13 protein-coding genes are annotated in these 13,600 nt (G+C 63.1%); 5 read left to right on the top strand and 8 right to left on the bottom strand.

The genetic code is table 11. The features are described 5' to 3' along the window. Nucleotides 1-4: 4 nt before the first annotated feature. The 3 genes from GYB81_RS06500 (at nt 5) to GYB81_RS06510 (ending at nt 1,664) form a co-directional block, all read left to right on the top strand. Nucleotides 5-397, top strand: coding sequence for a response regulator (locus GYB81_RS06500; RefSeq protein WP_161864122.1), 393 nt, complete (start codon nt 5-7; stop codon nt 395-397). Between the two features lie 50 nt (nt 398-447). After that, nucleotides 448-1,116 (top strand): DUF3313 domain-containing protein, encoded by a 669-nt coding sequence (locus GYB81_RS06505; RefSeq protein WP_161864123.1) that lies wholly within the window; start codon nt 448-450, stop codon nt 1,114-1,116. A 134-nt stretch (nt 1,117-1,250) separates the two neighbouring features. After that, on the top strand, nt 1,251-1,664 hold the full coding sequence (locus GYB81_RS06510; protein WP_161864124.1) for a DUF1330 domain-containing protein: 414 nt from the start codon (nt 1,251-1,253) through the stop codon (nt 1,662-1,664). Here the strand turns inward: GYB81_RS06510 and GYB81_RS06515 are convergent. Then, a complete protein-coding gene (locus GYB81_RS06515; protein ID WP_161864125.1) occupies nt 1,661-2,443 on the bottom strand; it encodes an N-acetylmuramoyl-L-alanine amidase in 783 nt (260 codons plus the stop codon). The genes GYB81_RS06510 and GYB81_RS06515 overlap by 4 nt on opposite strands. After that, on the bottom strand, nt 2,440-3,030 hold the full coding sequence (locus tag GYB81_RS06520) for a MarC family protein (protein ID WP_161864126.1): 591 nt from the start codon (nt 3,028-3,030) through the stop codon (nt 2,440-2,442). Before GYB81_RS06520 ends, GYB81_RS06515 begins: the two co-directional genes overlap by 4 nt. Nucleotides 3,031-3,259: 229 nt before the next feature. Between GYB81_RS06520 and GYB81_RS06525 the strand changes: the two genes are divergently transcribed. Continuing rightward, entirely contained in the window at nt 3,260-4,783 is a 1,524-nt protein-coding gene (locus GYB81_RS06525) for a nucleobase:cation symporter-2 family protein (protein WP_161864127.1), read from the top strand. A gap of 52 nt (nt 4,784-4,835) precedes the next feature. Here the strand turns inward: GYB81_RS06525 and GYB81_RS06530 are convergent, their stop codons facing one another. From GYB81_RS06530 to GYB81_RS06550, 5 genes are all read right to left on the bottom strand, one after another. Further along, complete coding sequence (locus tag GYB81_RS06530) at nt 4,836-6,692, bottom strand: GGDEF domain-containing protein (RefSeq protein WP_161897757.1); 1,857 nt, start codon at nt 6,690-6,692, stop codon at nt 4,836-4,838. A 5-nt stretch (nt 6,693-6,697) separates the two neighbouring features. Beyond that, entirely contained in the window at nt 6,698-7,570 is an 873-nt protein-coding gene (locus tag GYB81_RS06535) for an endonuclease/exonuclease/phosphatase family protein (protein ID WP_161864129.1), read from the bottom strand. Nucleotides 7,571-7,589: 19 nt separating this feature from the next. Further along, nucleotides 7,590-8,216, bottom strand: coding sequence for a thiol:disulfide interchange protein DsbA/DsbL (locus GYB81_RS06540; protein ID WP_024306270.1), 627 nt, complete (start codon nt 8,214-8,216; stop codon nt 7,590-7,592). Between the two features lie 154 nt (nt 8,217-8,370). Further along, nucleotides 8,371-8,976, bottom strand: coding sequence for a c-type cytochrome (locus tag GYB81_RS06545; protein ID WP_161864130.1), 606 nt, complete (start codon nt 8,974-8,976; stop codon nt 8,371-8,373). Between the two features lie 99 nt (nt 8,977-9,075). Beyond that, nucleotides 9,076-9,366, bottom strand: a complete 291-nt coding sequence (locus GYB81_RS06550) for a c-type cytochrome (protein ID WP_161864131.1) — start codon at nt 9,364-9,366, stop codon at nt 9,076-9,078. Nucleotides 9,367-9,607: 241 nt separating this feature from the next. Here GYB81_RS06550 and yihA point away from each other — a divergent pair, with 241 nt between their 5' ends. Then, nucleotides 9,608-10,255 carry a ribosome biogenesis GTP-binding protein YihA/YsxC gene (gene yihA, locus GYB81_RS06555; protein WP_161864132.1) on the top strand — a complete coding sequence of 216 codons (648 nt, stop codon included), beginning with the start codon at nt 9,608-9,610 and terminating at the stop codon, nt 10,253-10,255. A gap of 498 nt (nt 10,256-10,753) precedes the next feature. Here the strand turns inward: yihA and polA are convergent, their stop codons facing one another. After that, nucleotides 10,754-13,549: a DNA polymerase I gene (gene polA, locus GYB81_RS06560; protein WP_161864133.1), complete on the bottom strand. Its 2,796-nt coding sequence runs from the start codon at nt 13,547-13,549 to the stop codon at nt 10,754-10,756. Between the last annotated feature and the right edge of the window lie 51 nt (nt 13,550-13,600).

The raw sequence follows: 13,600 nt of genomic DNA on the forward strand, positions 1-13,600 counted from the left end.
CTTCATGACCGAAACCGATTGCGCCAGTGTCAAGACCATCGTACTGGTCGAGGACGATGATGTCGTACGCGAGCTCACCGCGGAGGTGCTTGGCGAATTCGGCTATCGCGTGTATGCCCTGCGCGACGGCCCCAGCGCGCTCGAGCTGTTGGGTAGCGGGCAACAGGTCGATCTGTTGATGACCGATATCGGCCTGCCCGGCATGAACGGGCGCGAGCTGGTGGAAGCTGCACGCCGGCTGCGGCCGACCTTGCCGGTGCTGTTCGCCAGTGGTTACAACGAACGCGAACTGCTCGAAGAGGTGCGCGCGCGCGACAGCGCCGCAGCCACCGACAGTATCGTCAAGCCCTACGATTTCAGAAAGCTGGCACAGCGACTGGGCGAACTGGCGGACTAACGGAGCGGCATCTAGTCTGGTTTCAGACCACTGGACAGGAGAGTCCGCCGATGCGTTACCTCACGCCGCTTCGTCTCGGTGTTCTTGCTGGCTTGCTGCTCACCGGCTGCGCCAGCCAGACAACCCAACCCACGCAATTCTCCGGCTTTCTCGCTGACTACTCGCAGCTGCAACCTGCCACCTCGGCCACCGGAGCACCGGTGCTGCGCTGGATTTCGCCACAGTTCAGCAGCGAGCGCTACACCTCGGTCTATGTCGAAAAACCGAGTTTCTACCCCGAGCCCGTACCCAGTGACCAGGTCAGCGCGCAGACTCTGGAACAGGTGCGCAGCTACCTGCACCAGGCACTGCTGCGCGAGCTGAAGAACGGGCGCCTGACACTGGTCGACACACCCAGCATGGACAGCCTGGTGCTGCGCAGCGCAATCACCGGGGTGAACGTTTCGACTGAAGGGATCAAGGCCTACGAGGTTATCCCCGTGGCCCTGGTGATTGCCGCGGCCAGCACCGCAGCGGGCACCCGTGATCGCGACAGCGAAATCTTCATCGAGCTGGAAGCGCTGGATGCCCGCACCAGCGAGCCCGTGCTGCGAGTGGTACGCAAGGGCCATGGCCTGACGCTGGAAAACAGCAGCACCCAGCTGACCCTGGATGACCTTCGGCCAGTGCTGGATGTCTGGGCGCGCGACGCGCGGGACTTCAATTCCGGCCTGCGCTGATCAGCGCACTGTCCCGGCAATACCCTGCGCAAGCCGCAGCACGCCGGACAGATGGCTGCCTATCAGGCGGATCGATAGCGCTTGCGGTATTCGGTTTCACGCGGGAGGCTGAAAAAAACAGGCGAGGAACACGCATGCCCAGCATCAATCCCAGCAGCGCGGATGTGCAGGCGTTTGCCGAACGCATGCCAAGCGACACACCGATTCTGATGCTCAATCTGCTCCGCTTCAGCAGTCATGCAGCGTATGACGCAGACAGCCCCTTTGCGCCTTGCAGTGGGCGCGAAGCCTATGCGCGCTACAGCCGCACCGCGCTGGCCAAAGTTCAGGGCGTGGGCGGCGAAGTACAGGTTATGGCTGACGTTCACCTGGCGTTGATCGCGCCGAAGGAAGAACGCTGGGACCTGCTTCTTCTGGTGCGCTATCCATCCTCCGCAGCCTTTCTGAACATGCTCGCCGACCCTGAATACCAAGCGGCTACCGTTCATCGCAGTGCAGCGTTGGAGGACTCGCGGCTGATCGCTACGACACCTGCTGAGAAGCTCTAGCCTGATGCCTGCAGGTTGAGTACCAGCAGGCGCGCTGCGGTTTCCGCGTCCGGCTGGCCGTCGTAGTTGGCCGGACGGTACTTCATCTGGAAGGCGGCGATGACATTGCGCGTCGCTTCGTCCAGCTCGCCATGCTGTGGCACCGTGTAACCGTGCTGCGCCAACTGCTCCTGGAACCACTGCACGCTGGGCAGGCTGGTGCTGAACAGCACCTGCTGACGCGCCACCGCGTCTTCGTTCGGCCACGGCACCAGGCCCTCGTCGGCCAGGCGCTTCCAGGGGAACAACGGGCCCGGATCGACCTTGCGCTGCGGCGCCACGTCGCTGTGCGCGATGATCGAGCCCAGCGGTAGCTGGTGACGCTTGACGATGTCCTTGAGCAGCACGATCAGGGTATCGATCTGCTGCGGGGCGAAGGGCTGCCAGTAGCGACCAGCTGGGGTCTGGTAGTACCCCTGGTTGACCAGTTCGATGCCGATAGTCGTGCTGTTGAGCCAGGTGCGACCCTTCCACTCGCTGACGCCGACGTGCCAGGCACGGCGGTTCTCGTCCACCAGTCGGTAGACGGCCGGCGGCGCATCTCCGATCAGGTAGTGACTGCTCACCTCGGTCTGCGTCAGCAGATGCAGCGAGCGCTCAAGGTCGGCGGAGGTGTAGTGCAGCACGACGTACTGTACGCGGCTGTTCTGGCCAGTCGCGGTATGGCTGTCGTCGATACGCAGACCGCCGGCACAGCCGGCGAGCAGAACAAGAACGAGGGCAAGGCAAAGAGACTTCATGCGTGACCGAATACGCTTTGCAGGTTGTCCAGCAGCATATCGACGCTGAGCATGATCAACAGCATGCCCATCAGACGTTCCACCGCCATCAACCCGCGATTACCGAGAAACCGCTGCAGGAACGAAGCCTGCAACAGGATGAATGCCGTCGCCGCCCAGGCCAGGATCAAGGCCAGGTAAAGCTCCCAGAGCGGCCCGGTGTGGGTGTTGCGCAAGGTCATCAGCACGGCGAGGGCCGAGGGCCCGGCTACCGCGGGCGTGGCCAGGGGCACCAGCATCGGTTCGCCGTCCGGCACGTCGCCGAGCAGGCCCTGCGGGCTCGGGAAGATCAGGCGCATGGCGATGACGAACAGGATGATACCTCCGGCAATGGCCGTTGCCTCGCGCGACAGTCCGAGCCCCGTAAGGAATTTGTCACCAAAGGTGAGGAACAGCAGCAGCAGGCCGAGGGCAAACAGCAGTTCGCGCGCAGCGATCCACAGGCGTCGGCGGGGCTCGACGTTCTTCAGTGCGGCGATGTAGATGGCGATATTGCCGAAAGGATCGGTGACCAGAAAGATCAGCACGGCGATGCTGAAGATGTCCATGGGTAACTCCGCTGACAGATGCGCATAGTCTAGGGCCTGCGGGGGGCATCTCGCGAGTCGGCGTGGAGGATTGCGGCCTTCGCATTTTCATGGGGGCGGCATTTCATGACCGAAAACGCAGCAGCCTTCATGAAAACAACCGCAAGGATAAATGTATACAAAGTGGTAGCCAAGATAGCTACAAAATGTCTACATTGACCGCACAAGAACAACAGCGAGTAGTTTTCCCATGACCTCCACCGCTCAGCGCCCCGAGGACGAGAACCTCGGCATTGGCTCCAATCTGCTTTACGGCCTGCAACACGTACTGACCATGTATGGCGGCATCGTCGCCGTGCCGCTGATCGTCGGCCAGGCGGCCGGCCTGTCGCCCGCCGATATCGGCCTGCTGATCGCGGCCTCGCTGTTCGTCGGCGGCGCCGCCACTCTGCTGCAGACCATAGGCCTGCCGTTCTTCGGCTGCCAGCTGCCTCTGGTGCAGGGCGTGTCATTCGCCAGCGTCGCCACCATTGTCGCGATAGTCGGTGCCAATGGCGGTGAGGGCGGGCTACCGGTGGTGTTCGGTGCGGTAATAGGCGCAGCGGTGATCGGCCTGCTGATCACGCCGATCTTCTCCAAGATCACCAAATTCTTCCCGCCACTGGTGACCGGCATCGTCATCACCACCATCGGCCTCACCCTGATGCCGGTTGCCGCTCGCTGGGCCATGGGCGGCAACAGTCAGGCTGCAGACTTCGGTAGCATGGCCAACATCGGCCTGGCCGCTTTCACCCTGGCCACCGTTCTTCTATTGAGCAAAGTGGGCAGCGCCACCCTCTCGCGCCTGTCGATCCTGCTGGCCATGGTGATCGGCACGCTGGTCGCCCTGGCATTCGGCATGGCCGACTTCTCCGGGGTCAGCGAAGGGCCGCTGCTGGCATTCCCGGCGCCGCTGCACTTCGGTATGCCGGTGTTCAAGGTGGCGGCGATCGTCTCGATGCTGATCGTGGTGATGGTGATCCTGGTGGAAACTTCGGCCGACATCCTCGCCGTAGGCGACATCATCGACACCAAGGTCGACTCCAAACGCCTCGGCAACGGCCTGCGCGCAGACATGATCGCCAGTCTCGTCGCGCCGCTGTTCGGCTCCTTCACCCAAAGCGCGTTCGCACAGAACGTCGGCCTGGTAGCGGTCACCGGCGTGAAGAGCCGCTACGTGGTGGCCACCGGCGGTCTGCTGCTGGTTACCCTGGGCCTGCTGCCGATCATGGGCCGGGTCATCGCCGCGGTGCCGACCTCGGTACTGGGCGGCGCCGGCATCGTGCTGTTCGGCACGGTCGCGGCCAGCGGCATCCGCACCCTGGCCAAGGTGGACTACCGCAACAACATGAACCTGGTGATCGTCGCCACCTCTATAGGCTTCGGCATGATCCCCATCGCCATGCCGAGCTTCTATCATCATTTTCCGGCCTGGTTCGAAACCATCTTCCACTCGGGCATCAGCTCGGCAGCGATCATGGCGATCCTGCTCAACCTGCTGTTCAACCACTTCACCACAGGCAATTCGGACCAGCAGTCGGTGTTCGTCGCCGGCACCGAGCGCAGCCTGCGCTACCGCGACATTGCTGCCTTGCGCGAAGGTGATCGTTTCGTTGGTGGCAAGCTGTATGACGCGCAAGGTAACGAGGTGCCACTGCAGGATGAGGATGATCATGCCCCGCGGGTACGCACCGCCTCCTCTGCCGGCAAGGAGCGCGAAGAGGTTGCCTCCTAGCCAGACAAGCCGCGACGTATGGCGTGATCTGCCGGGGCTGGATTACGCCGACTCAGGCCTGTTCGACGCGATTTCGCCCAGCCCCCTTGGCACGGTATAGCGCCTGATCGGCGCGCTCGAACGTGGCCTCGGTGGCCTCGTCACTGCGGAACTCGGCGATACCGGCGGACAGGGTGACAGTCACTGGCTCGCCCTTGAAATGAAACGGGCAGGCTTCGACCGCAGCGCGCAGGGTTTCCAGCAGTTGCACGCCACCCTCAAGCGGCGTACCCGGAATCAGCAGTACGAACTCCTCGCCACCGAAGCGGGCTATGAAATCGGTCTTGCGCAGGCGCTTGTGCAGCTCTCCGGCAATGATCTTCAGCACCCGATCGCCCGCCAGATGGCCATAGCCATCGTTGATGCGCTTGAAGTGGTCGATATCCAGCACCGCCATCAGCAACTGACCGCCATAGCGCTGGCGTCGGGCGATTTCCAGGTCAAGGCGCTCGCTCCAGGCCGCTCGGTTGGGCAAGCCAGTCAGCGGATCGAGCAGGGACTTCTGCCGCTGCTCTTCGATATGCTGGCGAAACTGCTGCGCCTCGAGCTCCATTTCAGCAACTCGCTTGACCAGGCCCTGTAGCCGTTCGGCCACGTCGTCTTCACCGCTGTCGCGCTGGCGCTGGTGATCGCTGACGCTTTTCAGCAGGCCCTCCAGGCGCTGCTCCAGCGCCTGCTTGAGCGCGTCCAGATCGGCTGCCTCCTGCACGCTGTTCTGCAGGTCGCTGACCTGATCGCGCAACTGCTGGTTGAACTGGCGCGTGCTTTCCACCGAAGCGTTATAGCCCTCGTGCGCCTCGCTGAGGGTGCCGATAAAGGCGGCAAGGCGCTCGTTGAGCTGCTTGAGGTAACCGGCGAACTCGCGCTGGCCGCTGTCGGTGACCGCCAATACCAGCACAGCCAGATCATCCAGCACCGGCACCAGTTCATACCAGTTGAGGTTACCGTCCAGGCGTTGGCGCAGTGCATCGCCTTGCGGCAGATGGCGTGCTGGCAACTCCAGTTCGTCGAGCAGGCCGCGCAGGCTGCTGGCGATGTGCGGTGCTACCGCGCTGTATCCCGGCTCACTGCCTGGCAGGGAGAACGGACTGTCGCTGGCGTCCTCCTGCGGTACCAGGCCAGGTGGCAATGGCAGACTGTCGAGCACTGACGCAGCGTCGCTGGCCTGACGACGCACGGATGGCGCCGGGACGACTGCCAATCCCTCGCTCGCAGGCACGGAGACCGCCGCCGCCCGCGTTTCAGTCTCGGAGACTGCGTCAGGTGCAGGTGCAGGTGCAGGTGCAGGTGCAGGTGCAGGTGCAGGTGCAGGTGCAGAATTAGCATGCGCGACCTCTTCGCCGCTTTCACCACGTGAGCCGAACAGACGTTGCAGCAAACCAGGCTGCTCCTGCACCGGGGTCTGCAGGACGGTCAGCGCCTGCCCTTGCAGATTGCTCAGTTGACTGAGCAGCGCGGGCAGCAGGTATTGGTGACTGGTGGCTTCCTGCAGTTGCTTGCCAAGCGACTTCAGCGCCTTGCGCACCTCACGCGGCGGCTGCAGGCGTTGCAGTTGCTCGATCAGACCCGCCAGCGCCGTAGCGGCCTCCCCGGCACGCTGCTGACGGCGATGCTCGGAATCCAGCACGGCCTTTTCCAGCCGCGGGATCAGACCACTCAGGGCGGCGTCGATGTCGTCACGGCGAAGAATCTCGCGCATTTCCTGCATGCACTGATCGACGGCCTTGTCCGCGCCCTCGGCAGCCAGGCTGCTGCGCACCAAACCACGGCGCAGCAGATCCAGGCGCGACTCCCAGCGGCGCTCGAGCTTCTCCTGCTGCTCCAGGCTGCTCAGGTACTTGTCTTTCCAGCGTTGCGCGTCATCGCTCATGCGGCTTACTCGGGAGATGGCGTCTTCAGCATAGGCATTTGCGCGCCATTCTGTGCTTCCGGCAAGCGGATTTCCACGGCCACGGGAAGGTGGTCGGAAATCGGCTGGCTGAGTACATCGACACGCCCCAGCTCCAGCTCCGAACTGAGCAGGATGTGGTCGAGACAGCGCTGCGGGCGCCAACTGGGAAAGGTCGCCTCGACCTGCGGGGCGAGCAGGCCGAGATCACGCAACGGGGAGTTTTCCAACAGATCGACGGCATGGGTGTTCATGTCACCCATCAGCACCAGATGGCGAAACTCGCTGACCCGCTCGCGGATATAAGCCAGCTGCCGGGTACGGGTGCGGGCGCCCAGCGCCAGGTGCATCATCACCACGCCCAGCGCATGCTCGCCTTCCCCCAGGCGCAGAAAGATCGCTCCCCGCCCAGGCGGGCCGGGCAATGGATGGTCTTCCAGCAGGGTAGGCCGCAAGCGGCTGAGCACGCCGTTGCTGTGCTGGGCAAAGCGCCCGAGATTGCGATTGAGCTGCTGGTACCAGTAGGGAAAGGCGCCCTGCTGGGCCAGGTACTCGACCTGATTGACATAGCCCGAGCGCAGGCTGCCGCCATCGACTTCCTGCAGCGCCACCAGATCGAAATCGGCGAGCAGGTCACCAATGCGCTGCAGGTTGCCGGCACGCCCGGCATGAGGCAGCAGATGCTGCCAACTGCGCGTCAGATAGTGATGATAACGCTGCGTATTGATGCCGACCTGCACGTTGAAACTGAGCAGGCGCAGAAGGCCGTCGGCTGGCCAGTCGGCTTGCGGCGAGCAGTGCGGGTTGACCCGTGGATCACACAGGCCAACTGCACGGGTCTTCCGCCAGCGGCGCAACATGCTTCGCGCCTGCGGGCGCTTAGAGCGCCTCGCGCTCCTTGGCGATCAGGTGGTCAGCCACCTGGAGGGTCTGCTGCGGACCACCAGCCGAGCCCAGGTCGAAGCGATACTTGCCGCCGACGATCATCACCGGTACGCCAGTGATCTGGTAGGCCATGGCCAGTTTCTTGGCCTTTTCCATCTGGCCTTTGACGGCGAAGGAATTGAAGGTCTTGAGGAAGGCGTCGCGATCCACACCCTGAGTGGCGACGAAGTCGGCGAACTCTTCAGCCGAAGCCAGCTTCTTCTTCTCCTGGTGGATGGCGTTGAACACGGCGTCATGCACCTTGTGTTCGACCTTCATCATCTCCAGGGTGATGAATGCCTGGCCGTGCACGTTCCAGATGCCGCCGAACAGTGCCGGGACACGGACGAAATTAACGTCATCCGGGAGCTTCTCGACCCAGGGATTGAGCGTCGCCTCGAACTGATAGCAGTGCGGGCAGCCATACCAGAACAGCTCAACGACCTCGACCTTGCCGGGCTTGGACACCGGCACCGGGCTCTTCAGCTCCACATACTGCTGGCCGGCGACCGGTTCGGCATGGGCAGTAAGGCCGAACAGGCTGCTGAACGCCAGAGCGGCGCCGAGAATCAGGTTACGCATGGGGGTACTCCTTGGCTGGATAAGCTTCGCCCTGATGGCGTTTCGAGACTATGACTCGCTACCGCTGGGCCGGTTCCGCCCATTGTAGCCATGACGCATACGAAAAAGGGCGGCCGAAGCCACCCTTTGTCTTGCCAAAAGCAACGGCGGTCTATCAGTGCAGACCCTGGATGAAGCTGGATACGGCTTCGATATCCTTGTTGCTCAGCTTGGCGGCGATGGCGCGCATGATCATCGCGTCGCCGTCGTTGGTACGGTTGCCTTCGCGGAAATCGGTCAGCTGCTTGGCCACGTACTGAGCGTGCTGGCCGCCCAGTTTGGGGAAGCCTGCCGCGGCCAGGCCAGCGCCATCAGGCGAATGGCAACCGGTGCAGGCCGGCATGCCCTCTTCCAGTTTGCCGCCGCGGAACAGCGCTTCACCGCGCTGGACCAGCTTGGGATCGGCAGCACCGACGCTCATCTTCTGACTGGCGAAGTATGCCGCGATGTCAGCCATGTCCTGGTCGCTGAGGTTGTCCAGCATGCCGGTCATCTCGACCACCGGACGAACGCCGGACTTGATGTCGTGTAGCTGCTTGAGCAAGTAACGCTCGCCCTGACCGGCCAGCTTGGGGAAGTTAGGCGCAGGGCTGTTGCCATCGGCGCCATGGCAGGCACCACAGACAGCGACTTTGCCCTGACCGGCTTCGGCATCGCCAGCAGCCTGAGCCACACCGGTGAGGCCCAGGGTCAACAGCAGACTCACGAGTACTTTGTTCATCAGCTAATCCAATTACGGCTAAGAGAGAAAGGGTTATAAGACTGTTGAAAAACCAGCTGCCTCGCTTGGTTTTTCAACGGCCTGCTATGGCCGGGTTGCTCATTCGGTCATCAGTTTGATGACCGCCTGGTAATCCTCGGCCGTACAGTCCATACACAGGCCGCGCGGCGGCATGGCATTCAAACCATTGGTGACGCTCTGCACCAGTGTATCCATGCCCTTGGCCAGACGTGGTTCCCATGCGGCCTTGTCGCCCTTCTTGGGCGCCGTGGGAATCTGGCCGTTGTGGCATACACCACAGGAGCGGTCATACACAGCTTGCGGATCCTGTGCAGCATAGCCGTTCAAAGACAGGGTCATAACGGCAGCTGCAAGCAGCAGTTTCTTCATCAGATCAACCTCATCAGGGTGGAAGCGTCCTGCTTTCTAATGAGCAGAGATGTAATCGCTCCCGGCAATCGGGTTCCTGCGGGTGGGACAAAGCGCACACAAAATCTGCGGCATTATATACTGGCGACGCTGAAACGGAAACGACGCCGCTTGCCGCGCCCCCGGGCGTGCAGCAGGTGCGCGGAAATGTCGCAAGCCCTCGAGCCGCTCAACAGAGTCGAGGCAACCACCGGATACCTCCATGCTCCCGAAGAATCCCATCATCGGTCTGTGCCAGCAGGCCAGCTTCCTCATCAGTGCCGCCAAGGTCGACCAGTGTCCCGAGGACAGTGGGCTGGAAGTCGCCTTCGCCGGCCGCTCCAACGCGGGCAAGTCGAGCGCGCTGAACACCCTGACCCATGCCAGCCTGGCGCGTACCTCGAAGACGCCGGGGCGCACGCAGCTGCTCAACTTCTTCCGCCTGGATGACGAACGCCGTCTGGTGGACCTTCCCGGCTACGGCTACGCCAAGGTGCCGATCCCGCTCAAGCAGCACTGGCAGAAGCATCTGGAAGCCTATCTGGGTAGTCGCGAGAGCCTGTGCGGGCTGGTGCTGATGATGGATATCCGTCACCCGCTGACCGAGTTCGACTGCATGATGCTGGACTGGTCGGTGGCCAGCGGCATGCCGCTGCACATCTTGCTGACCAAGGCCGACAAACTGGCCTTCGGCGCGGCGAAGAACGCACTGCTCAAGGTGCGTCAGGACATTCGCAAGCAGTGGGGCGAGGGCATCAGCATCCAGTTGTTCTCGGCGCCCAAGCGCATGGGCGTGGAAGAAGCGCAGATGGTGCTGGCCGGCTGGCTGGATCTGTTGCCGGAAGAGGATGAGGCAGCCCCAGAGGAATGAGTCGCGGGGCGCTATGCGCACCGAGATCGGAGGGCGTATTCGGTGCGCGCGGCGCACCCGACGGAGCTGCAGCAGCCCGTTTGGACGTGAAAGCGCATCACAAACGCCCTCTCCCGCCCTTCGGGCACCCTCGGCTTTGGCGTCCTGCGTCGCCCTACCTCCTGCATCCATGCAGTCGTCTCCCGCAAGCGGGAGAGGGTCATCAGAATGCCGCTAGCGGCAGCTTTTTTTGGGCAAAAAAAACCCCGAGCTTCGTATGGGGAGGGAGAAGTTCGGGGTCCAAGGTCTGAACCGCTAGGGCGGGGTTCAGATGTCTGCCAACACTTAACACAACAAAGGAGCATGAAGGCCTCAGCGGCCATTCATGAACTCTGACCGGACGGGTTTGGGGAAAGTTCATCGACGCCCTAAAAACCATTTGCCATAAGAAAGTGCCTTTTGATTCCTCAAACCCCTAAGCCAGAGCGGCCGCGGCTATACGCCGCGGCGCTGACTGGCTTAGTGCGCTTCGTCCCAATTGGTGCCAACGCCCACTTCCACCAGTAGCGGCACATCCAGATCGGCGGCACCACTCATCAGATGCCTGAGTTTGGCGCTGACCTCTTCGACCAGTTCCTCCCGCACCTCAAGCACCAGTTCATCGTGCACCTGCAGGATGATACGCGCGTCGATGCCACTGTCCTGCAGCCAGCCGTCCACGGCAATCATGGCGCGCTTGATGACGTCCGCCGCCGTGCCCTGCATCGGCGCGTTGATCGCCGCACGTTCGGCGCCCTTGCGCATGGCCTGGTTCTGCGCATGAATTTCCGGCAGGTACAGGCGACGCCCGTAGACCGTTTCCACATACCCCTGCTCGGCGGCCTGGGCGCGGGTGCGCTCCATATAGGCCAGCACGCCGGGATAGCGGGCGAAGTAACGGTCGATATAGGCCTGCGCCTCCTTGCGTTCGACGTCGATCTGCTTGGCCAGACCGAAGGCACTCATGCCGTAGATCAGGCCGAAGTTGATGGCCTTGGCCTTGCGCCGCTGATCGCTGGTCACCTCCTCCAGCGCCACGCCGAACACTTCGGCGGCGGTAGCCTTGTGCACGTCCAGATCATCGCGGAAGGCAGTCAGCAGCCCTTCGTCCTTGGCCAGATGAGCCATGATGCGCAGCTCGATCTGCGAGTAGTCCGCCGCCATCAGCTTGTAGCCCTCGGGCGCGACGAAGGCCTGGCGGATGCGCCGTCCTTCGGCGGTGCGGATCGGGATGTTCTGCAGGTTCGGGTCGCTCGACGACAGCCGGCCAGTGGCAGCCACCGCCTGGTGGTAGCTGGTGTGGATGCGCCCGGTGCGCGGGTTGATCTGCTCCGGTAGCTTGTCGGTGTAGGTGCTCTTGAGCTTGCTCAGGGAGCGGTACTGCATCAGCACCTTGGGCAGCTCGTAGTCCTGCTCGGCCAGCTCGGCAAGTACCGCCTCGGCGGTGGAAGGCTGGCCCTTGGCGGTCTTGCTGATCACCGGGTAGCCAAGTTTCTCGTAGAGGATCACCCCGAGCTGCTTGGGTGAGGCCAGGTTGAATTCCTCGCCGGCAATTTCGAACGCCTTGCGTTCAAGCTCCACCAGTTTTTCGCCCAGTTCGACGCTCTGCTCGCCCAGCAGCTTGGCATCGACCAATGCACCGTTGCGCTCGATGCGCGCCAGCACCGGCACCAGCGGGATTTCGATCTCGCGCAGCACCTTGGCCAGGGGCGGCACCGCCTCGAGTCGGCCCCACAGTTCCTGGTGCAGGCGCAGGGTTACGTCGGCGTCCTCGGCAGCGTACGGGCCGGCCTGCTCCAAGGCGATCTGGTCGAAGGTCAGCTGCTTGGCGCCCCGGCCAGCGATGTCCTCGAAGCGAATGGTGCTGTGGCCCAGGTATTTAAGGGCCAGGCTGTCCATGTCGTGGCGCGTGGCGGTGGAATCGAGCACGTAGGATTCGAGCATGGTGTCGAAGGCCACACCCTGCACGGCGATCGGCGTGCTGGCATTGGCCAGAACGTTGATGTCGTACTTGGCGTGTTGGCCGACCTTGGCCTTGGCCGGGTCTTCGAGTATCGGTTTGAGCGCCTTGAGCACGGCGTCGCGGTCGAGCTGCTGCGGCACGCCCATATAGCTGTGCGCCAACGGCACGTAGGCGGCCTCGCCGGCCTTGACCGCGAAGGACAGACCGACCAGTTGCGCCTGCTGCGCGTCGATACTGGTGGTTTCGCTGTCGAACGCGATCAGCTCGGCCTGCTCCAGCTTTTTCAGCCAGGCGTCGAACTGTGCCTGCTCCAGCACCAGCTCGTAATCGCCCGCGCCCATCGGCGGGGTCCCGGATGCTTGCTCGGCAGTCGGGCCGGCAGGCTCGGCGAACAGGTCGCCGGCCGGCACTGCGGCCTTGGCCGCCAATGCATGGTTCTGGCGCAGCAGTTCATCCAGCCAGTTCTTGAACTCCAGCTGGCCGTACAGCTCGACCAGAGCGGCCTGATCCGGCTCGCCGGGATGCAGCGAGTCGATCTCGATATTCAGCGGCACGTCGGTCTTGATGGTCGCCAGCTGATACGACAGATAGGCCATCTCGCGATGTTCTTCGAGCTTGGCCGGCAGACTCTTGGCGCCGCGAATCGGCAGCTCGGGCACCTTGTCCAGGTTGGCGTAGAGCACGTCGAGACCGCCGCCAACACCGTTCAGCAGGCCCAGGGCGGTCTTTTCGCCGACGCCGGGCACGCCGGGGATGTTGTCGACCTTGTCGCCCATCAGCGCCAGGTAATCGATGATCAGCTCAGGGCCGACACCGAATTTCTCTTTTACGCCATCAATGTCGTAGACGCTTCCGGTCATGGTGTTGACCAGCGTAACGTGCGGGCAGACCAGCTGCGCCATATCCTTGTCGCCGGTCGAGATCACCACGTTACGCCGCTCGCCGGCAGCCTTGCGGGCCAGAGTGCCGATCACGTCATCGGCCTCCACGCCCTCGACGCACAGCAGCGGCAGGCCCAGAGCGCGCACGCTGGCGTGCAGCGGCTCGACCTGCACGCGCAACTCGTCCGGCATGGACGGGCGATTGGCCTTGTACTCGGCGAACAGCTCGTCGCGGAAGGTACCGCCCTTGGCGTCGAAAACCACGGCAAAGGGGCTGTCCGGGTACTGCTTGCGCAGGCTCTTGAGCATGTTCAGCACGCCCTTTACCGCTCCGGTGGGCATGCCCCTGGAGGTGGTCAGCGGCGGCAGGGCGTGGAAGGCACGGTACAGGTACGAGGAACCGTCGACCAGAACGAGGGGAGCTTGGCTCATGCGCGGGATCAACCTTTTCGGCGGGTGCAGCGGTAGAATGGCTGCATCGGT

The sequence above is a fragment of the Pseudomonas yangonensis genome (genome assembly GCF_009932725.1).
GTDB classification, from domain to species: domain Bacteria; phylum Pseudomonadota; class Gammaproteobacteria; order Pseudomonadales; family Pseudomonadaceae; genus Aquipseudomonas; species Aquipseudomonas yangonensis.

What these genes read in the sequence shown, in the direction of transcription:
- GYB81_RS06500 (WP_161864122.1), top strand. Translation starts at nt 5, where the DNA reads ATGACCGAAACCGATTGCGCCAGTGTCAAGACCATCGTACTGGTCGAG.
- GYB81_RS06505 (WP_161864123.1), top strand. Translation starts at nt 448, where the DNA reads ATGCGTTACCTCACGCCGCTTCGTCTCGGTGTTCTTGCTGGCTTGCTG.
- GYB81_RS06510 (WP_161864124.1), top strand. Translation starts at nt 1,251, where the DNA reads ATGCCCAGCATCAATCCCAGCAGCGCGGATGTGCAGGCGTTTGCCGAA.
- GYB81_RS06515 (WP_161864125.1), bottom strand. Translation starts at nt 2,443, where the DNA reads ATGAAGTCTCTTTGCCTTGCCCTCGTTCTTGTTCTGCTCGCCGGCTGT.
- GYB81_RS06520 (WP_161864126.1), bottom strand. Translation starts at nt 3,030, where the DNA reads ATGGACATCTTCAGCATCGCCGTGCTGATCTTTCTGGTCACCGATCCT.
- GYB81_RS06525 (WP_161864127.1), top strand. Translation starts at nt 3,260, where the DNA reads ATGACCTCCACCGCTCAGCGCCCCGAGGACGAGAACCTCGGCATTGGC.
- GYB81_RS06530 (WP_161897757.1), bottom strand. Translation starts at nt 6,692, where the DNA reads ATGAGCGATGACGCGCAACGCTGGAAAGACAAGTACCTGAGCAGCCTG.
- GYB81_RS06535 (WP_161864129.1), bottom strand. Translation starts at nt 7,570, where the DNA reads ATGTTGCGCCGCTGGCGGAAGACCCGTGCAGTTGGCCTGTGTGATCCA.
- GYB81_RS06540 (WP_024306270.1), bottom strand. Translation starts at nt 8,216, where the DNA reads ATGCGTAACCTGATTCTCGGCGCCGCTCTGGCGTTCAGCAGCCTGTTC.
- GYB81_RS06545 (WP_161864130.1), bottom strand. Translation starts at nt 8,976, where the DNA reads ATGAACAAAGTACTCGTGAGTCTGCTGTTGACCCTGGGCCTCACCGGT.
- GYB81_RS06550 (WP_161864131.1), bottom strand. Translation starts at nt 9,366, where the DNA reads ATGAAGAAACTGCTGCTTGCAGCTGCCGTTATGACCCTGTCTTTGAAC.
- yihA (WP_161864132.1), top strand. Translation starts at nt 9,608, where the DNA reads ATGCTCCCGAAGAATCCCATCATCGGTCTGTGCCAGCAGGCCAGCTTC.
- polA (WP_161864133.1), bottom strand. Translation starts at nt 13,549, where the DNA reads ATGAGCCAAGCTCCCCTCGTTCTGGTCGACGGTTCCTCGTACCTGTAC.